The following is a 22,441-nucleotide window of genomic DNA, read 5'->3' as shown; positions in this document are numbered from 1 at the left end:
TTATAGTTTCGAAATAACACCCGAACCAATTAGTTCGTCTTCGATATGCCAAGATACAAATTGTCCTTCTGTAATTGCTGATTGCGGTTCGTCAAAACGAACATACATACCTTCTTTCATCTTGTGTAAAGTAGCTTTTTGCAAAGGTTGGCGATATCTTATACGTGCTAATATAGACATTGTTTCTCCTTCTTGCAATGCTAAATCTTCTCTAATCCAATGAATTTCTGATTCTTTTACAAATAATGCCTTGTGAAACAACCCTGGATGATCACTTCCCTGCCCTGTGTAAATGATATTCTCCTTTACATCAGTACCTATAATAAACAGTGGTTCAGCAGTACCTCCTACATTCAACCCTTTGCGTTGACCAATAGTAAAGAAGTGCGCTCCGAAGTGCTCACCTACCTTTTTACCCATTTCTGGTTTATATACAATTGATTTCGCTTCACTGTGCAAAGCATCCTCTAATGTAGAGAATGTCTCTTCTCCTTTAGTATAAATAGGTGAGTCTTTTGAAATCTCATAAATAAGACCATCTTTTCTTTTCAACTGTTGTTGTAAGAATTCTGGTAATCTTACTTTTCCAATAAAACACAATCCTTGAGAATCCTTTTTATCTGCTGTGATTAAATTCATCTTAGCTGCTATCTCACGCACCTCTGGCTTTAACAACTCTCCTACTGGAAATAATGCCTTAGCCAATTGCTCTTGTGATAACTGACATAAAAAATAAGATTGATCCTTATTAGGATCTACACCAGCCAACAGTTTATATACCGTCTCCTGTGTACCATCTTCTTTTGTTATCACTTCTTCATCCTTACGACAATAATGACCTGTAGCTACGTAATCTGCGCCTAAAGTCATTGCTATTTTCATAAATACATCAAACTTAATCTCGCGATTACACAATACGTCTGGATTAGGGGTACGACCATTCTCATACTCCTTAAACATATAATCTACAATCTTCTCTTTATATTGTTCACTCAAGTCTACTGTCTGGAATGGAATCCCAAGTTTCTCAGCGACCATTAAAGCATCGTTGCTATCCTCTAGCCATGGACATTCATTAGAAATTGTCACAGAATCATCGTGCCAGTTTTTCATGAAGAGTCCAATAACTTCATACCCTTGCTCTTTCAGTAAATAAGCTGCGACACTTGAGTCTACACCTCCCGAAAGACCTACTACTACTCTTTTCTTCATAATAAAAAATATTGCGACAAATTTACGAGAAATGCCGCAATACAAAAAGCTTTTGAATTTATCTTATCTTTTAATTATGATTTCTCGATAGAGAAAAACTATTATTCTTACTTAGTTTGCTTACCCAGTAACTCTGACTGTGCTTTTGCTCTATTAATTCCTTCTACTAACTTCTGTAATACTTCTTCTTCGTTGAAATACTTAATCGCTTGTTCAGTAGTACCTCCTTTTGACGAAACTTTTGCTATCCAATCTTGTGTAGATAACGAATTGGCTTCGTATAGTCCAAGAGCACCTGATATTGTTTGTTTCACTAGCAATTCAGCCTGTGATGGTTCAAAACCATAAGATATCGCCGCCTGTATCATCGCTTCCATAAAATAGAACACATAAGCAGGACCACTACCTGATACCGCAGTAGCTGCATCTATTTTATGCTCTTCAGACACATATACAGACTTACCTGTGGTATTAATTAAGTTCTGAATAATGAACAACTCTTTTCGATCTAACTCTTCAGAAGCAGTAAACACAGTCATACCTCTACCTATCTGCGTAGGTAGATTAGGCATGGAACGAACTATTTTTTCGATTCCCAAATCCTGCTTTAAACGATCTATAGAAATACCCGCCATTACTGAAACGATTATTTGATCTTTATTTACATATTTTTTTAGATCAGCAACTAATAAAGAAAAATCCTGGGGTTTTACTGCTACGATAACAATATCAGAGGTTCCTATATCACCATCTAGCTGATAACGGTAAGCTAACTGATGAATGTTACGACTATCTTCTGTAGCCTTTTGTGAACGCGTGTATATCAACACATCTGATGGGTTGATAAACCTAGAGTTAATAAACCCATTGGCAAACGTACTCCCCATGTTTCCCATTCCTATAATTGCAATTCTCATAAAAAAAACACCTCTGAATTTGATCAGAGGTGTTAAATATAAAAGAATTATTTATTTTTCTTCTTTCTTTCTTCTTGTAATTTTTGTTGCTCTTGTGCTTGTTGCATCATTTCTTGCATTTTACGTTGGAACTTACCTTTAGGACGCTCTTTCGTTTTATTGTCTTCAATGATTGCTTTAATTTTCTCTTCTTTTACAATATGGTTTTTAATAACATACATAATACCAATTGTAATTAAGTTAGAGATAAAGTAGTACAAACTCAATCCTGATGCGTAGTTATTAAAGAAGAACAACATCATTAATGGAGAGATATAGATCATCACCTTCATGATTTTACTCATATCTGGCATCCCCTCTTGAGCTGGCGCAGCCATTTGTTGATCTCCAGTAGTCATCTTCATATATACAAAGATTGCAACAGAAGCTAAGATTGGGAATAAACTCACGTGGTTACCATAGAATGGAATACGGAAAGGCAATTCTAAAATCTGGTCATAAGACGATAAGTCATCTGCCCATAAGAATGATTTTTGTCTCAAGTCAAATGCTGATGGGAAGAATTGGAACAATGAATAGAAAATAGGAATCTGTAACAACGCTGGAATACATCCTGCCATTGGGTTAACTCCTGCTTTAGAGTACAAGTTCATTGTCTCTTGTTGCTTTTTCATTGGATCGTTTTTATATTTCTCATTCAATTCATTCACCTCTGGACGAATTGCTTTCATTTTTGCTTGAGAAACATAAGACTTATAAGTCAATGGAGAAATTAATAATCTCACCAATACAGTTAATGCAATAATTGCGATACCATAAGGTAAGAATGAACTCAATACTCCAAACACTGGGATAAATAAGAAACGGTTTAACCACCCAAAGATTCCCCATCCTAGAGGAACAATCTTATCTAACCCTTGATCATACGATTTTAATAATTTATAATCAGCTGGTCCGAAGAACCACTTCATATCATAGTTTAATTCTCCACCTGTATACGCTAAAGGCATACGAGCATTGAACTGTTTAGTATACACAGTATCTACTGCTTCATCATGAACCAAGTTAGCAGATTTTAAACTAGCAGTATCAAATGCTTTATCTGTAATTAAAACAGAAGCAAAGAAGTGTTGTTTAAATGCAACAAAACTTACATTTTTAGCTTCAGTACTATCATCTTTACTTGTATTGCTTAGACTGTTATCTTTCCCTCCTTCATACTCATAGTATACACGAGTATATTGGTTCTCATAAGTAATACTCTTCTCATTACTATATGTCTTTAAGCTCCAGTCTAATGCTGGTGTCTCTGCTGTATTAATAACTCTACTTAATCCTTGTGTACGAATAGTAAAGTCTAACATATAATCATCAGGTTTCAATACATATCTATACTCTAAAAACTCAGTAGCTGATACTTTTAAGCGCATAGATAACACTTGATTCTCTCCTTCTTTTGTCAATTCAGGTTCAAAGAACAAGTCTCTTGTATTAAACTTTTTGTTATCCTTTGTATATAACTCTAAATTAAACTCTGCGTTATTATCTTTAATTAACTCTACTAATTCTTTAGAGTTTTTATTAAAACGAGCATTGTTATTGATTACAACATTTGACAAACTACCTCCTTTATTTTCAACAACCAAAGTCAGTAATTCATTCTTAAGTTCTGTTTTACCTCCTTGAGCAGATGGCAATGTTGCACTATAAGCAAATGGGCCTAAAGCAGCTTGTAAAGCAGTATTCTGAACAGAATCTGTTTCTACATGATTACTTATAGCACTTGAAATTTTCTCAGATTCCGCTTCTTTAACTATCTCTTTTTTAGCCACCTCATTATCTTGAGCGATAGCTTCTTTTTCTTTGTTGATATTATTCAACATCATCCAAATTAGCAATCCGGCTATAATAACAAAGCCGACAATACTGTTACGATCTAATTTTTTTCCTTCCATTACTTAATTTGTAGTTTATCAAATTTTTCGCTGTAATAATACTCGCTTATTACCTTTAGAACTTATTTTGTTCTATTATCAATTGCTGCCTTAACCAAGCTTACAAAAAGTGGGTGTGGTTTTGCCACTGTACTTTTGTATTCTGGGTGGAACTGCACAGCTACGAAGAATGGGTGAGTATCTAACTCTACCACTTCTACTAGTCCTGTATCAGGATTCCATCCAGAAGCTATTAAACCAGCTTTTTCGAAATCTTCTAAATATTGATTATTAAATTCATATCTATGACGGTGACGCTCATTGATTAGACTTTCTCCGTAAATCTCAAAAGCTTTAGATCCTTCTTTTAATTTACAATCCCATCCACCTAGACGCATTGTACCTCCTTTATCTGTAATATTCTTTTGATCTTCCATAAAAGTAATTACAGGATATTGAGTACTCTCATTCACCTCAGTAGTATTAGCAGAAGCATACCCCAATACGTTTCTTGCGTACTCGATTACAGCCATCTGCATACCTAAACAAATACCTAAGAATGGTATATTGTTCTCTCTTACATATTTTACAGTTTCTATTTTTCCTTCTATACCACGAGAACCAAAACCTGGAGCTACTAATACAGCATCTAAGTTCTTTAATTTCTCTGCTACATTATTAGCATTGATATTATCAGACTGAATAGAAATAATATTTACTTTAATTTGATTCTCAGCACCACCATGTACTAACGCCTCTAGAATAGATTTGTACGAATCTTGTAATTCTACATATTTACCTACTAAACCTACATTCACTACATGTAAAGGGTTTTTAAGTTTATGAATAAACTCATTCCATTTCACTAAGTCTGGTGTAGTTTTCTCTGGTAAATCTAATTTCTTAAGCGCTACTCTATCTAGACCTTCTTCTAACATTAAGTTTGGCACTTCATAGATAGTATCTGCATCGATAGACTGAACTACTGCCTCTGGCTTAACGTTGCAGAACTGTGCTAACTTCTGACGTATCTCAGTACTCAAATTGTGCTCTGTACGACATACTAGAATATCTGCTTTAATACCGCTTTCCATTAATGTTTTCACAGAGTGTTGAGTTGGCTTAGTTTTAAGCTCTCCTGCAGCAGCTAAATAAGGAACTAATGTCAGGTGTACAACAATAGCATTATTATCACCTAACTCCCATAATAACTGACGTACAGACTCTATATAAGGTAGTGATTCTATATCTCCTACAGTACCTCCTATTTCTGTAATCACGATATCATAATCTCCTGATTTACCTAATAGTTGCATACGCTCCTTAATCTCATTCGTGATATGAGGTACTACCTGTACTGTCTTCCCTAAAAATTCTCCTCTTCTTTCTTTCTCTATTACAGAAAGATAAACGCGTCCTGTAGTAACATTATTCGCTTGAGAAGTAGGTACATTTAAGAATCGCTCATAGTGACCTAAATCAAGATCTGTTTCTGCTCCATCATTCGTTACGAAACATTCTCCGTGCTCATAAGGGTTAAGTGTTCCAGGATCCACATTGATATATGGATCGAATTTTTGGATAGTTGTTGAATATCCACGCGCTTGTAATAGCTTAGCTAAAGAAGCTGCTATAATTCCTTTTCCTAATGAGGACGTAACTCCTCCTGTTACGAAAATATACTTAGTTTGTTTCATTTAGTGTGTGTATTAGGTGTGTTGTTAACAATAAAACTTGGCAAAAATACAACTTTCCAAGCTATTCTTCTAATTTTAGATTAGCTAAAAAACCAACATCTATTAACTTATACTATATTAAGAATTTATATGAATACGATTAAATGTGTTTTTTACGTACCTTCAAAAAAAATAAGTATAATATCTTATTAGTATATACTTTTGTATTTTAAATCTTTATACATTTTGTTGAAACTAGAATTTACCATTTAACAAATTACTATAACAACAAATAGTATATTGTAATCATTAAATGAATTTTAACATTTTCACATCTCTTTGAAAGAGCTAAAATGCTAAAAAATCAAACTATAAGCTAAACGAACCAATCTAATCATACACAAAAGCTAGTTAAATGAATATAGAGCAAATCATTGATAACATATACCCTCTTTCAAAATCCGCTAAAGACAAATTAACTGCTGTTTTTACTGAAATTTCTTTCCCTAAAAACTACTTATTATCCGAATATGAAAAACATGAAAACTATTTCTATTTTATTCAAAAAGGATTGGTTAGAGCTTATGCTATTCAAGAAGATAGGGAATTAACGTTTTGGTTTGGAAAAGACGGAGATCCAGCCTTGTCGATGTACAATTATATTCTAAACAAACCTAGTTATGAAACAATCGATCTAATAGAAGATAGCACGTTCTATTTCACTAAAATAAGCCAACTAGAACAACTCTATACTACAGATATCGAAATTGCAAATTGGGGCAGAAAATTTGCCGAAATAGAGTTGCTAAAAACAGAAGAACGTTCTATTATCAGACAGATAAAGTCTGCAAAAGAGCGCTACATTGACCTTTTAGAACGAGATGCCTCACTTCTTAATAGGGTTCCACTAAAGTATATTGCTTCATTTTTAGGTATAACTCAAGTAAGTTTAAGTAGAATCCGCAGTGAATTTCTCAAAAAATAGCCTTTTTTTATCAATCTAATAATATTCGAAGCAATCCTTTTTTCATAGAATAATATTTGCTCTTCTAAGTTTTGACATAAATTATATTCTGATTATTACATTTTATTTAGCTTAAAATAATATTCAAGATATAACATTTCGCTTATTTTATTATCTTTAATTCAAATTAATAAGCAATTTCATTAGAATTTACCTAATGTGTTTTATACTTTTGCAACAAATAGTAACAATGGAAAATCAGAATAAAAATCAAGAAGTAGTACGTGGATTAAAAGCTAGACACCTATCCATGATTGCGATTGGAGGATGTATAGGAACAGGTTTATTTATGGCGAGTGGAGAAGCCATACATCAGGCTGGTCCAGGTGGTGCTTTATTAGCCTACGCTATGATTGGTCTTATGGTGTACTTCTTAATGACTTCATTAGGAGAGATGGCTACTTACCTACCCGTATCTGGTTCATTTAGTACATATGCCGCCAAATTCGTCGATCCATCACTAGGATTTGCTCTTGGTTGGAACTATTGGTTTAACTGGGTAATCACAGTTGCAGTAGACGTCTCTATAGCAGCTGTAGTTATTTCATATTGGGAACCTTTAGGGTTTTTACCTACTTGGGGATGGAGCCTGCTTTTCTTCTTTGTCATCTTTGGATTAAACTGTTTATCCGTTAAGGCATATGGAGAATCAGAGTATTGGTTTGCAATTATTAAAGTAGTGACAGTTATTCTGTTTTTGGGAATAGGACTATTAACTATTTTCGGAATACTAGGCGGTGAATACATCGGATTCAAAAACTTTACTCTAGGAGATGCTCCTATTTTAGGAGGAGGATTCTCAGGTAAATTCTTAAGTGTACTAGGCGTATTCCTAATTGCAGGTTTCTCATTTCAAGGAACCGAATTAATTGGTATTACGGCAGGTGAATCAGAAAACCCTGAAAAGAATATCCCTAAAGCGATCAAACAAGTATTCTGGAGAATTTTAGTATTCTACATCTTAGCCATATTCGTTATTGGGCTAATCATTCCTTATACAAGCCCTTCTCTATTAGGAGCAGACATTTCTGAGATTGCAAAATCACCTTTCACATTAGTATTCGAAAAAGCACATCTAGCCTTTGCAGCAGCTGTGATGAATGCTGTTATTCTTACCTCTATCCTATCAGCAGGTAACTCAGGGCTTTATGCCTCTACTCGTATGCTATATGCGATGGGGAAAGATGGGATGGCACACAAAACATTCGGAGGGACTAATAAAAACGGGGTTCCTATGATCGCTTTAATTGCTACAGGAGCAGTAGTACTATTAATATTCGCAGTACAATCTACTCATCCTAATGCTGTAGACTTTATTCTAGCTGCGTCAGGACTGACAGGTTTTATAGCTTGGCTAGGTATCGCGATTAGTCACTATAGATTTAGAAGAGCATTCCACGCTCAAAACAAAAGTCTAGACCAACTAGTCTATAAAGCAAAATGGTTCCCTTTTGGTCCATTATTTGCCTTATTCTTATGTATATTAGTAATCATAGGGCAAGATTCTAAACTAATTATGGAAGGAGTATTTGACTGGAGAGGTATTGTAATTACCTATATGGGGATTCCATTCTTCTTAGCCTTCTACTTATACCATAAGTTGAAATTCAAAACGAAACTTATCCCACTTAAAGAAGTAGATTTAGACAGATAATAAAATACTGGAAACAGAAAACATAAAAAAGCGTGAGTTAAAGATAACTCACGCTTTTTTTTAATACTTATAGAGTACTATATTATTTCTTAATTTTAATACTTATTATCCCGAAGCTTGTAGCAAAAGTTCCATTGATAAAATCTTTTCCAGGAGTCTTTTTGTATTCAAAACTCTCTATCTTATCTACAGCTATTCCTTTAAAATCAGAAGATTTTTTTAGTTCATTATTCCCTTCAGAATCTACTAATACAACAGCATATTCACCTTTTTCTACTAATGGTAATGCCCCTTGATTAAAAAACTTTGTAGAACTCAAATAAACACTTTCGATATACTCCTGTAAGTCAATTGCATTCTCTTTATTTAACATTGTCGCATCTTCCACGTCTAATTTTATAGATACTCTTTCTTTTCTTCCTTTTTCTTGTGCATAGATATTACTTGCTAAACACAAAATTAACAATACCCCAATTTTTCTCATACCTCTCTTAATTTATAACCTAACTCTAGTATTTATTTTACCTTACTATTTAGTTTTCTATTCCCACATATTTCTCTCCAGAGTGCACTACTAGATAGTTACACATCTTCTTATACATTGGGGTCTCCACTCCCTGTGCAATACCTTGCTTCACCATATAACCTCCCATTATCCCAAGTTCATTGTGCTCTTTAAAAGCAGCAAAATCACTGTGCATAGATGTTGTTGACTCATACGGAATTGCCTTTAAACGCTCTATAATAACCTCAACTACATCTTCACCAAGAGCAACTCCTTTCTTCTTACCGATAGTAGAAGCCTCTGTGATTAATTGTCTCATTTCTTCTGGATGATGCTCCATCACACCACCAAAACTACTATCATAATAAGCAGTAGCCATAGCAGAAGAAGAAACTAAAATATACTTCTCCCAAACCTCCTTAGAGATAGAAGAAGTCGCTTCAGCATGTACACCAGCAGTTTTTAGAATTATTTCCAAGTCTTTCATTTCCTGAGATACTTGACCATCTAGGCCAAACAGAATGCGCTGTCTACCACTCGGATTATCAATTACCCCTGCTTCCTTTAGACGAGAAACCATATACGTACACCCTTGCCATACTCTAGAATCTCCAAAGACAGCCTTTAATTGCTCATAAGCCTCTACTCCATTTAACAACGGAATAATCACAGTATGTTCACCTACTACTGATTTCATATCCTCTATCGTTTGAGACAAGTCATATCCTTTTGTAGCAAGGATAATATAGTCTGTATATTCTATATCACTCCACTGAGAAGTAGCGATACTAGGGTACCCCACTACTTCACTATCTTTTGACAAAACAGTTAATCCCTTTTCCTTTATTACTTCAAGGTGCTTCCCTCTTGCGATAAAGCATATCTCTACATCTGTACTATCTTGATATTGATGAGCTAATAACCCTCCATAAAATCCTCCTACACCACCAAGTCCTACTATTGTTATTCTCTTTTTATCTTTCATTATTTTGTTTTTTGTTTTTTAGTGAAATCGTTTTTTTGCGATATCGTGAAATCGTGATCTAGTGAAGTTTATCATACCAACCACTAGTCTATTCTGTCATCTAAGTACATTATACCCGTAGGGCAATACCGTAAACTGTAAACTGTCCACCACAAACCGTAAACAGATATGTTATGCTGTAATTCTATTTACTTATAAAAGATAGTTCTCTTAAACGAAAAAACAGAAAACAGACATCACAAAAAACTTATTTTGTCACCACATCTAGCACGATCTTTACTAAGAAAAGTATCGATAATACATAGACTGTTGGTGTAATATCCTTGTGTTCTTTTGCGCCTATTTTTAGTATGGTATAACTCAACATACCGAATACAATCCCTTCAGCAATACTGTAAGTAAAAGGCATAAAAACGATCGTTAAGAATGCAGGCAATCCGTCTGATAGTTTCTCAAAGTTGATTCTAGTCACTGACGAAATCATAAATAACCCCACTATGATTAAAGCTGGTGCTGTTGCTGCAGCTGGAATAATCAAAAAGATAGGTCCTAAGAATAAAGCGAGCGCAAACATAACTGCTACACTTACAGCTGTTAATCCTGTACGCCCACCAGAAGCTACTCCTGATGCACTCTCTACATAAGAAGTAACAGAACTCGTTCCTAAGATAGATCCTACAGTAGTTCCCATTGCATCTGTAAACAATGCTTTTTTCATTTGAGGGAAATTACCATTTTTATCTGCCAAATTAGTCTTAGAGATAACTCCGATTAACGTCCCTACAGTATCGAATAGATTTACAAATAAGAAGGTAAACACCACTATCACCATATCAATAGACAGTATCTGATTCCATCCCTCTGCTGTAAACATTGGTTTTATCGCCTCTCCAAAGATAGGCTCTATAGAAGGTGGCAACGCAACAATACTAGTCGGCAAGGCTACATCCCCTAATATCAATCCAAAAATAGTAGCACTCAAAATACCAAATAGAATAGCTCCATTCACATTTCGGATTAATAAAATACCCGTTACGATAAGCCCGATAAAAGTCATCCATACAGTATGCTGACCAAAATCTCCTAATCTCACTAAGGTATTAGGATCTGATACAACTACACCTGCGCTTTTCAGTCCTATAAGGGTAATAAACAACCCAATACCTGCAGGTATTGCTTCTTTTAAAACTTTCGGTATACTTCTAACAATAAGTTCTCGTACATTAAAAAACGTCAATAACAAGAAGATAATCCCTTCTATAAATACAGCCGTTAAAGCGAACTGCCAAGTATATCCCAAGGTTAAAACTACTGAATAAGCAAAGAAACTATTCAGTCCCATTCCTGGTGCCTGTGCTATGGGTAACTTTGCATAAAACCCCATTAACAAGGTTGCTACGATTGTAGCTAAGGCAGTTGTGGTAAATAGCGCTTCTCTATCCATCCCAGCATCTGCTAAGATATTAGGATTCACGACCAAGATATAAGACATGGTCAGAAACGTGATGATGCCTGCTATAAACTCTCGTTTAATAGTAGTACCATTGCTACTCAACTGAAAGTAGCGCTCAAGAAAATTCTTCATTGTGTTGTGTTGTTGCTTTTTAAAGCATACAAAAATAAGAAGATTTAGCCAATTCTAATTAAAATAAAGAATTATATCAGTCTTTATACCTAATAATCGCGTTCTATAGGATTTATATAATTTGCTTTCTTTACATTTAAACTCTCTTGCCCTTTTTCACCTATAGTTATACCAGTCCCTTCTAAATCACTTAAAAAGGTCTTATTAGCATTGATACTCATGGCCTTCTTTGTCCTCTCTTTAGAAGATTCTGTATAAGTCCCTATTTCATTTACATCCCAAATCACTTTAATCTTTTGACTATTTAAGAACTCAAAAGAGTACTGTCCTTCAGTATCCCAAGCCTTTACTACGAATCCTGGTAAATTATTGAACTTATAAGGCCCTACTTGCCCTTCAATACCTTGTGTAAACCAAACTGTCCACTCCCTTCCTCCATACATAGCAGTTGCTTCTTGCACGTCATAATCATACCACTTTAGTTTACTTGCTTTGATATCCCACTTGATTTCATTTCTATCTTCTTTATAGTAGTTATGTAATCGCCCTATCTTATCATAAAAGGTATTGGTATCTTTATCTGTCATTACAAACCAATTAAAAACAGGTACATAAGACACTACTTTTTGCATAATCTCTTCTTTAGAAGTATTCTCTGATTTGGTTAGTCGCCATCTCTCTCTCTCATAAGATGCATAATCCATAAATCGAGATTGATTCTCTAGTACATCTACAACAGCTGTCCCATCCTTAATTTCACCTACAGATTTATCTGTTAAGACCTTGCTTTCATAATAATATCTCATCACTTCTACTTCCTTAAACTCTTGAGCAGATAGAATACAACTAGAAAACAGCAATAAATACAAATACTTCATATCAATTATCATTAAAGATTATCTCTTATACTTCACTTCACCTAATTTTATTGGGTTACTATTCTTAAGCACCCAATTATTTGCCACTTCACATAGATAATTAAGCTCTCTCGTTTCACCATCTCCGCTTCTGCGAATTTCTTTTACTAATGCAGTGATATCAGCTAATTCCTTTTGAGACAATGCATTCGAAGAAGATACATACACTAAGAAAGCATCTAACATCTTTTTAAAATCAGCATCCCAATTACCTCCTCCATTTCTATAAATTTCATCGCGAACCTTCCCTGCTATACGCACTACTTCCCCTTGTACAGTCTTAGCCTTACCCTTAGAAGGAATTAAGTAGTCCCACAGTTCCTCAAACTGCTCTTCCCACGTAGTACCTGCTACTTCTATTTTAGATACTCCATCGTGCATAATACGCCTTTTGACAGGCGTGACATCGAATAGTTCATATAAAGTACTCAAAGCTGTATCGCTTTCTTCTATAAACTCTTTATTAAAATTTTCTCTATGGAATTCAAAGCGTTCTCCTATACGAGTAACATCATCTTTTAATCCTAATGTAATCTCTTTTGTAAATGGTAAAAGTAACTTAGAGATTTCTACTAAAGCAGGTAAGTCAATATTGCTAGCACGTCTCAATGCACATTTTAAAGGTGTTTCTTTATACGAGTCTAGAGCATGAGTATTAGCTCCTACTTCTATCAATCTCTTTACAGCATCTTTATTCAATCCATACCCTGCCGCAAAGTGTAATGGCGTAGTGCCATACGTATCTACAGCATGTATATTAGCCCCTAATTCTAAGAAAACCGCTATACTTCCATTGCGTCTACTAGCATGTTCATGTAGCGCTGTTCGCTTATACGTATCTACAGCTTCCAGATCAGCTCCATTCTCCACCATCCAACGGACAAACTCATCCTTTACGTTATAAAAACTCAAGGCAGTATACTTACTATAACCACCTCGTGCATCTATCTCACAAGTGTCAAATACTTTCTTTAACGCTTTCATATCCTTAGCGTCTACTAATTCTTGAAAGTCCTTGGGTAGGGTTTTCTTCTTCTTTGCCATTTACAACTTTTCTTTTTCTTTTTTCAATCCGAATATACAAAGAATAACGCAATATAATTTATATTATAAATAATATTTATTAAAACTAAACACCAAAATCAAAACTATCTGCAATGCTTCTTCAAATCAAAAGACGATGTGTGTAAACTATAAGAATCCTTTATTCTAAATATATCTAATAAAAAATGACTTCTTTCTTTAACTAGTTTGCGATAAGCGTACTCCTTTTTTCCATAACCATTATATCCTCTTCTTCTACATTTAGTGGCTCTCTCCCTCTATCAAAACCTCAAATAAGCGCAATAAAAAACAATACAACACATAGTACTAGAAATGATATTATCAATAACACCTTCTTTTTTAAGTCCCACTTCTTATTACTGCCAATAAGAATAATTACTACTAAAACAATTAAATAATATAACATACCCCTATTGTTAAAAATACACCTAACTCGAATGATATTACTAAATGTAATACATATTTAACAATGATAGTATACTTATACCAATCTTATTAGTCAATATCAATTGATATTCCTCTTTACATTAGAAAGGCATTTCACATTTTAAATATAAATCATTATAACCAATCAAAATTCTAATATTCAAAGATTTAAAGTAAAACTGTATTACTCTTTCACCAAAGATAAAATCTCTTCTCTAAGCACATCACTATTAGGATATGCAGCTTTAGAATTCACTAATTTTCCTTCCTTATTATATAGGATATAACGTGGTATTTCTGTCAAATTTAATTCTTCATAGAAAGAATGTTCAGGGTAGTTCATAGCCAAAACATTATGCCTACCAATAGGTAATCCTATTTTATTATAAGCAGTAGTCCAAGCTCTCTTATCACTATCAATCGAAATGTAAACAAATACCACTGGTTCTTGTTCTAACACCTCTTTTAAAGCTTTGGAATAGGGCATCATCTGAAGACAAGGACCACACCACGAAGCCCAAAAATCAATTACAATAACTTGACCTTTATTCTCTTTTACTATGTCTGTTAATGAAATTGTATTGTTATTAGAATCCAGCAGCAGAACACTTTTATCATCCGATACACTATTTAACCTACTTCCATACTTCTGCTGTATTACAGACAATGCTTTGTCATTTTTTACACCAGCCTTCAGCTTCTCATATAGAAGTTCTAATTCTTTCTTTAAAATTCCATTATTTACTATTTGTTCGAAATAATACAGAAGTAGATACTCCTTGACCACTTCGCTAAACTCAGTACTTATTATTATTTTATTAAAAGCATCTTCGTAATCAATTACAAAAGGAACTTGAGGATCAGGAACTTTTATACCAAAATAATGCTGTACATAGTTCTCTAAGAAAAAGCGGTAAGCTCCTGACACTAATAAATCATCACGCCTCAAGTCCTCTGTACCTATGCTATTAAAATCATAGGTATCTTTACGCGTATTGATTCTATAATAGTAATTGCTATAAAATAGTACATCATACATTCGTTGTGATAACTGATTTACTTGTTTAAGAGAATCTAGAGTTGAATATACATCATGATAATAGTTATCTTCTTCTACTAGATATCTCTTTTTTTCCTCAGTAGAGCGATTCCTGCCATATCTATTTCTAAACAAGCTTTGTTCTAAAGGTTGTTTACTATATAAGTATTGCTGAATATTTATCTCCTCAAGATTTTCTTTTCTATGTCGAATATCAACTAAAGGTAGATTATTAACATATCTGATATCTATAGTATCACCACGTTGAAAATTATAAAATAAATTGTGTTTAATATCCTTACCATTAGACAAGTAATAGTTAAAATACACTTCTTGATCTTTAACAGCAATCACAATCGTATCTCCTTTTAAATAGTTGTTAACCGCATAGTTCTTCACTTGTAAGCTATCTCGATCAAAATGTATAATTGCATTACTCTTTAAGCGATTACTACTCCAGTCTATCTCTTGAGGCTCAAATACAAACACAATTTGTTTGGCTTCCGCAACAGAAGATTTAATATTCCTATTCTTATCTAAACAGCCTGTCATAATTCCTCCAATAAGCACTAGGGTTACTAAAAATAAGTACTGTACAATGTTTGTCTTCATAATCAACTAAGTAAAAACTAAATTTAATAAAAAAAGCAGCATCATTTCTGAATACTGCTTCATATAGAAAAGTCTAAACAATTTACTGAACTCTAATCGTAACAGGTAGTGTGAACTGAGAACGCACTGCCTTTCCTTTATTCAGGGCAGGTTTCCATTTTGGCATTCTCTTTAAGACTCTGATAGCCTCTTGTCCTACTCCATATCCTGGATCTCTCATCACTTTGATATCTGTTAGACTACCGTCTTTCTCTACTATAAAAGACATAATAACTTTTACTTCCTTCACACTAGCATCTAATTCTGGTGTTCTAAATGAGCCCACAAATCGGTTGCTAAATTTAGCCATCGTCTCATAAGGTTCTGCCTTAGTAGATACTCCTATATACACTGTCGTATCTTCTAGTGCTTCTCCTGTTGTAGCGTCATTAGAATCCACCACTTCATCCGGATTATCAGTTCTAGCTTCATCAATAGCAATTACCCCATCTGGATTAGCATCTAGATTATGTGCACCTGGGTTAGCATCTATGAAATCATCTACTGTAGGCGCTACTGTAGTAACCTCATTCGCTTCTGCTACCTCGAACTCGAGAAACTCTACTTCTTTAGTCTTGCTTAATACTGTTTCTACCTTGTTGGCAGGGAGCTCTACGATTGGCTCTTCCTTAGGTATAAAGATTTCTTCTTCTATTGCTGTAGGCTTAATAACCTCATCAATAATCACTATAACCGACCCCGGATCATTACTCGCAAATAAATTAGAGATCACTGTAGGTACAATAAATACGGCACTAAAGAGAAACATTCCTGCTACTAAGGACAAAACGGTGGTACGCGAACTGTTTTTGCGCAAATTATACGCTCCATACGCCTTATTGCGGTGCTCAAAGACGATATCCAACCAATCTTTTCTAAACAAATCATTCTTTGCCATAATTATTTATTTTAAATGTTAAACAACAGGCTGTTGGATTATTCGAATACCAACAACTAAATCAATCTACAGTTACTCTCATACTGTATTAAAAAATTAATATTAAACTAAAGTATATAACGAATATACAAATTACAAACGAAAATACTACACATTTATTATTTAACGAATTTATTTTTCTTAAATAAATATTAAAGACACCCCGTTAAAACAAGTCTTTACATATACTTTTTTCTCCTCATAAGCTCATTTGACCAATATGTCTTATTCTGATCTTTTTGACTAATCAAAAAAACACATCTATTTAAAATACAGATTATTGCAAAAAGTAATAACTACTTGTTCGGAAGCTATTTGGATAAACCCAATCCTTATTCGGATCGAGGAGGTATTTCCCGAACAAAATCAAAAATACTACTAAACCATCTCCGAATGGATAGTCAGTACTTATTCTGAAATTCAATTGAACACAATAAAATTTAAAGAATCTATTAAGCATAAAAATAGAATCGTACTTGTGGTAAAAATAACATAAGTAATAGCACTCTATATTTATTAGGGCAAAAAAGGGGAGTAAATCGGAGTAAACAAGCGTAAATCGGAGTAACGCCCTTAGTGTATAAAGTCAATGATGACCTAGCTTTAAGACTATTTTGATTTATATTTATTTCATATTTGTGTTCAAATTGTTTCCAAAAAGTCCGATTTTATAGGCCTCTTGGACACCTCTCGGGAACATCAGTAAGACCTGAGTAGAACCTCAAAAAAAAGAACTGCCTTTAAAAAGACAGTTCTTTATCTATATTATTATCACAAATTTACTTTTATAATTCTACCCACTAAATAGTAATCACCAATCTAGTACCTGATGGGACTTGCTTATTCCATACCTGCTCGATATCTTCTATCGCATGTGCTTCTGTCTGGATGTGCAGTTTATTATTCGATGCTAATAAAAACATCTCTGGAAGTATAACTTTATTAAATACAATAAGCTCTTCAGGAGAAAGGCTTCCAAAGCCAGAACCTAAAATCTCAATAGCCGAACTTCTAAGTATAGCTGATGATAGCGCAATTTCCTTACCTGCCATATCACCTGCTGTAACGATCTTAGTAGTATGAGCAAGATGGGTCATAGACTCCCCCTTCAATACCTCCATGATAAGCGAAATAGGCTTTCCCCATAAATAATCAATTACAATATCGATAGGGGTCTCTTTGTGAATTGCACTTAATTGTTGCTTTATATTTTCGTCTGTATCTTTTAAATTGATCGTGTGGCTAGCTCCATAAGATTTTAATGCTTCTAGGAGTTTCTCATTTCTCCCTGTGACAATGATATGCTTAGCGCCATAGTGTTTTGCTATCTGCACCGCTACTTGGCCTGTGACTCCTGTAGCTCCATTAAACAAGACCGTCTGACCAGCCTCTAACTTCGCTCTAATCAACAGTGGCATCGCTGAGCCAAGTACAGCATTAGGTAGTGCTGCAGCTGTCACATTATCTAATGTATGAGGAATAGGGGTATAATTATCTCCGATTATGGCTTGCTCAGCTAACATTCCCGTTATGCCAAATCCATATACCCTAGTCCCATCCTCTAATTCTCCTACTCCATCTGTCCCCACTACTGTAGGAAACTCTTTATAACTTGCATAGTGCTTTCCACTTACTCTAGATTTATCTAGATTCTTTACAGCAGAAGCTTTAACCTTAATTATCCTATGTCCCTCTTCCACAGTCAGTGTGGAGTCTATCTCTCCGCATTTGGGTGTGCTACCCGATTTATACAATATTGCCGCTTTCATTGTTGTGTGTTATAATTTAGCTCTAAAAGTACTTATTTTTTTTGTGTTTTTGTGGAGGGGTGTTATTTTGTGTTTTTGTGAAGGTGCTTTTTTGTGTTTTTGTGAGGGTGTTATTTTGTGAAGGGTGTGAAAAAGCAAATTCACAAACTCACAAACAAACAAATCAACAAATCAACAAAATAAAAAAACTGCTAATCTCTATCGCAGAATGACAGATGTCCTTCTCATTGGTTAGATAAAATTGTATATTTGTTCCTTTGCCAAAAAATATGTCTAAAACAGAAGAAACAATAGAAGTACTAGGAGCTAGAGTTCACAATCTTAAAAATATAGATGTGTCTATCCCTCGTGAAAAACTAGTGGTTATCACAGGTTTATCCGGTTCGGGAAAATCATCTCTAGCCTTTGATACTATTTATGCAGAAGGCCAACGCCGATATATAGAGACTTTCTCTGCTTATGCTAGACAATTCTTAGGAGGACTAGAAAGACCTGATGTGGATAAGATAGACGGTCTGTCTCCTGTGATTGCTATCGAGCAGAAGACAACCAATAAAAGCCCTAGATCTACTGTAGGTACGATCACTGAGATATATGACTTTATGCGTCTATTATACGCTAGAGCGGGTGAAGCGTATAGTTATAATACGGGCGAAAAAATGGTGAGTTACTCTGATGAGCAGATTCTGGATCTGATTATCAGTGAATATCAAGGTAAACGCATCAATATACTAGCCCCTGTAGTACGCGCTAGAAAGGGACATTACAGAGAGCTATTTGAACAAATAGCTAAGCAAGGATTCTTAAAAGTGCGCATAGATGGAGAGATTAAAGACATCACTTCAGGTATGCGTGTGGATAGATATAAGACGCATGATATCGAAACAGTAATCGATAGAATAGCTATAGACGATACAGAACAGACTAAGCAACGCCTTACAGAAAGTATCAAAGTAGCGATGCATTATGGAGATGATATCATCATGGTATTAGAGCATGAAGGAGAAACCACACGTTTCTTTAGCCGTCACCTGATGTGCCCTACTACAGGTATCTCTTATTCTAAGCCAGAGCCTAACAACTTTTCGTTCAACTCCCCTAAAGGAGCTTGTCCATGTTGTAATGGATTAGGTACGATCAATGAGATAAATCAGCTTAAGATCATCCCAGACCCTAAGATTTCTATTAAAGCTGGAGGTCTTATCCCTCTAGGAACGGAGAAGAAATCTTGGATGTTCAAACAATTAGAGATTATCGCTGAGAAATATAACTTCTCTCTAAATGATCCTATAGAAAAAATCCCAGCTGAGGCTATGGATATTATCCTAAATGGCGGACAAGAGAGTTTCGCTGTAGTATCTAAAGTAGCGGGTATCACTAAGAACTATAAGATAGACTTCGAGGGTATTGTCAATTTCATCAAAAACCAATTTGAAGAAAGTGATAGTGCAACCATCAAAAGATGGGCGAAGGAGTTTATGGATGAGATTGACTGTCCTGAATGTAATGGTACACGTCTTAAAAAAGAAGCACTCTATTTCAAAATAGGTGATCAGAATATCGGTGAACTTATACAAATGGACGTGGAGACACTGATTCATTGGTTTAAAGAATTACCAAGCAAATTATCAGAGAAACAAAAGAGTATTGGGTCTGAAGTATTAAAAGAAATCACTACTCGCCTATCTTTCTTGCAAGATGTTGGATTAACTTACTTATCTTTGAATAGAAGCTCTCGTACTTTATCAGGTGGGGAAGCACAGCGAATCAGATTAGCGACTCAGATAGGTTCTCAGTTAGTAGGTGTATTATACATCTTAGATGAGCCAAGTATCGGATTACATCAACGAGACAATGAAAGGTTGATCAAATCGCTAGAGTCACTACGAGACATCGGTAACTCTGTCTTAGTAGTAGAGCATGATAAAGATATGATCGAACGTGCAGATTATGTGATCGACATCGGTCCTAAGGCAGGTAAGAATGGTGGAAAGATAATAAGCGAAGGTACACCTGCTCAATTATTAAAAGAAGATACATTAACAGCAAATTACCTAAATGGTAAGCTTAAAATAGAAGTTCCTAAAAAGCGCAGAAAAGGAAATGGTAAAACATTGAAGTTAGAAGGAGCGACAGGAAATAATTTAAAGGATGTGACCATAGAGATTCCTCTAGGTACACTTACTTGTGTGACAGGAGTGTCAGGGTCTGGTAAATCTACGTTAATCAACGGTACATTATACCCGATCTTAAACACGCACTTCTTCCATGCAGTAGCTAAGCCACAACCTTATAAAAAAATAGTAGGTTTAGAACATATTGACAAGGTGATTTCTATCGATCAAAGTCCGATAGGGCGTACACCGAGATCTAACCCTGCTACTTATACAGATGTATTCTCTGATATAAGAAACTTATTTGCGCAAGTGCCAGAAGCAGCTATACGAGGGTATAAACCAGGGCGTTTTAGCTTTAATGTAAAAGGAGGACGATGTGATACCTGTGAAGGTTCTGGGGTGCGTACCATAGAGATGGGGTTCTTACCTGATGTCTATGTAGAATGTGAAACATGTCAAGGAAAACGATTCAATAGAGAGACACTAGAGATTCGCTATAAAGGAAAGTCTATATCAGATATACTAGATATGACTGTAGCAGAGGCTGTGGGGTTCTTTGAAAATATTCCAAAGATATATAGAAAGATTAAAACGATAAATGAAGTAGGTCTTGGATATATCACCCTAGGTCAGCAGAGTACTACTCTATCTGGAGGTGAGGCTCAACGTATCAAGCTAGCGAGTGAGTTATCTAAGAAGGATACAGGTAATACGTTTTATATCTTAGACGAACCTACGACAGGTCTGCACTTCGAAGATATACGAGTGCTGATGGAGGTAATCAATAGATTAGTGGATAAAGGGAACTCTATCTTAATCATCGAACACAATCTAGATGTTATCAAAACAGCAGATTACATCATCGATGTCGGATATGAAGGAGGTAGTCAAGGTGGTCAAATAGTTGCTAAAGGAACACCTGAAGAAATATGTAAAAATGAGAAAAGCTATACAGCTAAGTTTTTAAAAATGGAATTAAAAAATTAAGAATATGAAAGAAGCATTTGAAAGCGAAGAGGCTAAGATCCAAGACAAGTTCAAACAAAGATCTTGGAATGAGATTAAAACTAATGATTCATGGGGAATCTTTAAGATCATGTCTGAATTCGTTAATGGGTATGAAAAAATAGGTCGTATCGGGCCATGTGTATCTATCTTTGGTTCTGCTAGAACTAAGACAGATGATCCTTACTATAAATTAGCAGAAGAAATTGCTTTTAAAGTGAGTAAAGCGGGATACGGTGTCATTACTGGTGGTGGTCCTGGTATCATGGAAGCAGGTAATAAAGGAGCTCACTTAGGTAAGGGAGTTTCTGTAGGTCTAAACATTGAGCTACCTTTCGAGCAACACTTCAACCCATATATTGATAGCGATAAGAACTTACAGTTCGATTACTTCTTCGTACGTAAAGTAATGTTCGTTAAATATTCTCAAGGGTTTGTGGTTATGCCTGGAGGATTCGGTACACTAGATGAATTATTCGAAGCAATTACATTAATCCAAACAAAAAAGATTGCTAAATTCCCTATCGTATTAGTAGGTAGTGCTTTCTGGGGAGGATTAATTGATTGGGTAAAAGATGTTCTTTTAGATAAATACCACAATATCTCACCTGAAGATATGAACTTAATCAAGATTGTTGATTCAGCTGACGAAGTTGTAGAGGTAATTGACGCTTTCTACAAAAAGTACAATTTGAAACCAAATTTCTAAAAAGTGTTTTAGATCCTGATAAAGAAGACTGTTATAGCGATATAACGGTCTTTTTTTGTATGTAACTGACAACAACAACACGGATTACAAATCCGCGCGAACTGATGACATACGGTGTCGGGTGTATGTAATAACCGCACGGATTGCAAATCCGCGCGAACTGGTGATATACGTTGTCAGGCGTATGTGATAACCGCACGGATTGCAAATCCGCGCGAACTGGTGACATACGGTGTGGATATACGTTGTCGGGTGTATGATAACCGCACGGATTGCAAATCCGCGCGAACTGGTGATATACGTTGTCAGGCGTA

16 protein-coding genes are annotated in these 22,441 nt (G+C 35.0%); 4 read left to right on the top strand and 12 right to left on the bottom strand.

Annotated elements, in window-relative coordinates; translation table 11 throughout:
* From mnmA to AABL85_RS14535, 4 genes are all read right to left on the bottom strand, one after another.
* A complete protein-coding gene (gene mnmA, locus AABL85_RS14550) occupies positions 1-1,212 on the bottom strand; it encodes a tRNA 2-thiouridine(34) synthase MnmA (protein ID WP_341310623.1) in 1,212 nt (403 codons plus the stop codon).
* Positions 1,213-1,319: 107 nt separating this feature from the next.
* On the bottom strand, positions 1,320-2,129 hold the full coding sequence (proC, locus tag AABL85_RS14545) for a pyrroline-5-carboxylate reductase (RefSeq protein ID WP_341310622.1): 810 nt from the start codon (positions 2,127-2,129) through the stop codon (positions 1,320-1,322).
* Positions 2,130-2,176: 47 nt separating this feature from the next.
* Entirely contained in the window at positions 2,177-4,084 is a 1,908-nt protein-coding gene (yidC, locus tag AABL85_RS14540; RefSeq protein WP_341310621.1) for a membrane protein insertase YidC, read from the bottom strand.
* A gap of 62 nt (positions 4,085-4,146) precedes the next feature.
* Positions 4,147-5,760, bottom strand: a complete 1,614-nt coding sequence (locus AABL85_RS14535; protein WP_341310620.1) for a CTP synthase — start codon at positions 5,758-5,760, stop codon at positions 4,147-4,149.
* A gap of 394 nt (positions 5,761-6,154) precedes the next feature.
* Between AABL85_RS14535 and AABL85_RS14530 the strand changes: the two genes are divergently transcribed.
* Positions 6,155-6,724, top strand: coding sequence for a Crp/Fnr family transcriptional regulator (locus AABL85_RS14530; protein ID WP_341310619.1), 570 nt, complete (start codon positions 6,155-6,157; stop codon positions 6,722-6,724).
* A 196-nt stretch (positions 6,725-6,920) separates the two neighbouring features.
* Positions 6,921-8,417, top strand: a complete 1,497-nt coding sequence (locus AABL85_RS14525; protein ID WP_425355300.1) for an amino acid permease — start codon at positions 6,921-6,923, stop codon at positions 8,415-8,417.
* An 82-nt stretch (positions 8,418-8,499) separates the two neighbouring features.
* Here AABL85_RS14525 and AABL85_RS14520 read toward each other — a convergent pair whose 3' ends face one another.
* The 8 genes from AABL85_RS14520 to AABL85_RS14485 all read right to left on the bottom strand — a co-directional run bounded on the left by AABL85_RS14520 (position 8,500) and on the right by AABL85_RS14485 (position 18,296).
* Positions 8,500-8,901, bottom strand: coding sequence for a hypothetical protein (locus AABL85_RS14520; RefSeq protein ID WP_341310617.1), 402 nt, complete (start codon positions 8,899-8,901; stop codon positions 8,500-8,502).
* A gap of 49 nt (positions 8,902-8,950) precedes the next feature.
* Entirely contained in the window at positions 8,951-9,907 is a 957-nt protein-coding gene (locus AABL85_RS14515; RefSeq protein ID WP_341310616.1) for a 2-dehydropantoate 2-reductase, read from the bottom strand.
* 247 nt (positions 9,908-10,154) lie between these two features.
* The gene (locus AABL85_RS14510) at positions 10,155-11,492 is read right to left on the bottom strand and encodes an NCS2 family permease (RefSeq protein ID WP_341310615.1); all 1,338 of its coding nucleotides are present in this window, start codon (positions 11,490-11,492) and stop codon (positions 10,155-10,157) included.
* A gap of 89 nt (positions 11,493-11,581) precedes the next feature.
* Positions 11,582-12,370: a GLPGLI family protein gene (locus AABL85_RS14505; protein ID WP_341310614.1), complete on the bottom strand. Its 789-nt coding sequence runs from the start codon at positions 12,368-12,370 to the stop codon at positions 11,582-11,584.
* Between the two features lie 18 nt (positions 12,371-12,388).
* Positions 12,389-13,453, bottom strand: coding sequence for an ankyrin repeat domain-containing protein (locus AABL85_RS14500; RefSeq protein WP_341310613.1), 1,065 nt, complete (start codon positions 13,451-13,453; stop codon positions 12,389-12,391).
* Between the two features lie 631 nt (positions 13,454-14,084).
* The gene (locus tag AABL85_RS14495) at positions 14,085-15,551 is read right to left on the bottom strand and encodes a TlpA disulfide reductase family protein (RefSeq protein WP_341310612.1); all 1,467 of its coding nucleotides are present in this window, start codon (positions 15,549-15,551) and stop codon (positions 14,085-14,087) included.
* A gap of 82 nt (positions 15,552-15,633) precedes the next feature.
* Positions 15,634-16,488 carry an energy transducer TonB gene (locus tag AABL85_RS14490; RefSeq protein WP_341310611.1) on the bottom strand — a complete coding sequence of 285 codons (855 nt, stop codon included), beginning with the start codon at positions 16,486-16,488 and terminating at the stop codon, positions 15,634-15,636.
* An 839-nt stretch (positions 16,489-17,327) separates the two neighbouring features.
* On the bottom strand, positions 17,328-18,296 hold the full coding sequence (locus tag AABL85_RS14485) for a zinc-binding alcohol dehydrogenase family protein (protein ID WP_341310610.1): 969 nt from the start codon (positions 18,294-18,296) through the stop codon (positions 17,328-17,330).
* A gap of 269 nt (positions 18,297-18,565) precedes the next feature.
* On the opposite strand from AABL85_RS14485, the gene uvrA reads away from it, so the two are divergent.
* Positions 18,566-21,400: an excinuclease ABC subunit UvrA gene (gene uvrA / locus AABL85_RS14480; protein WP_341310609.1), complete on the top strand. Its 2,835-nt coding sequence runs from the start codon at positions 18,566-18,568 to the stop codon at positions 21,398-21,400.
* A 4-nt stretch (positions 21,401-21,404) separates the two neighbouring features.
* Entirely contained in the window at positions 21,405-22,127 is a 723-nt protein-coding gene (locus tag AABL85_RS14475) for a TIGR00730 family Rossman fold protein (protein WP_341310608.1), read from the top strand.
* Positions 22,128-22,441: the final 314 nt, after the last annotated feature.

The organism is Myroides odoratimimus (assembly GCF_038039805.1).
Taxonomy (GTDB): Bacteria; Bacteroidota; Bacteroidia; order Flavobacteriales; family Flavobacteriaceae; genus Flavobacterium; species Flavobacterium odoratimimum_B.
Note: the sequence above shows the minus strand (reverse complement) of the source record. Positions and strands in the feature narration are given on the sequence as shown.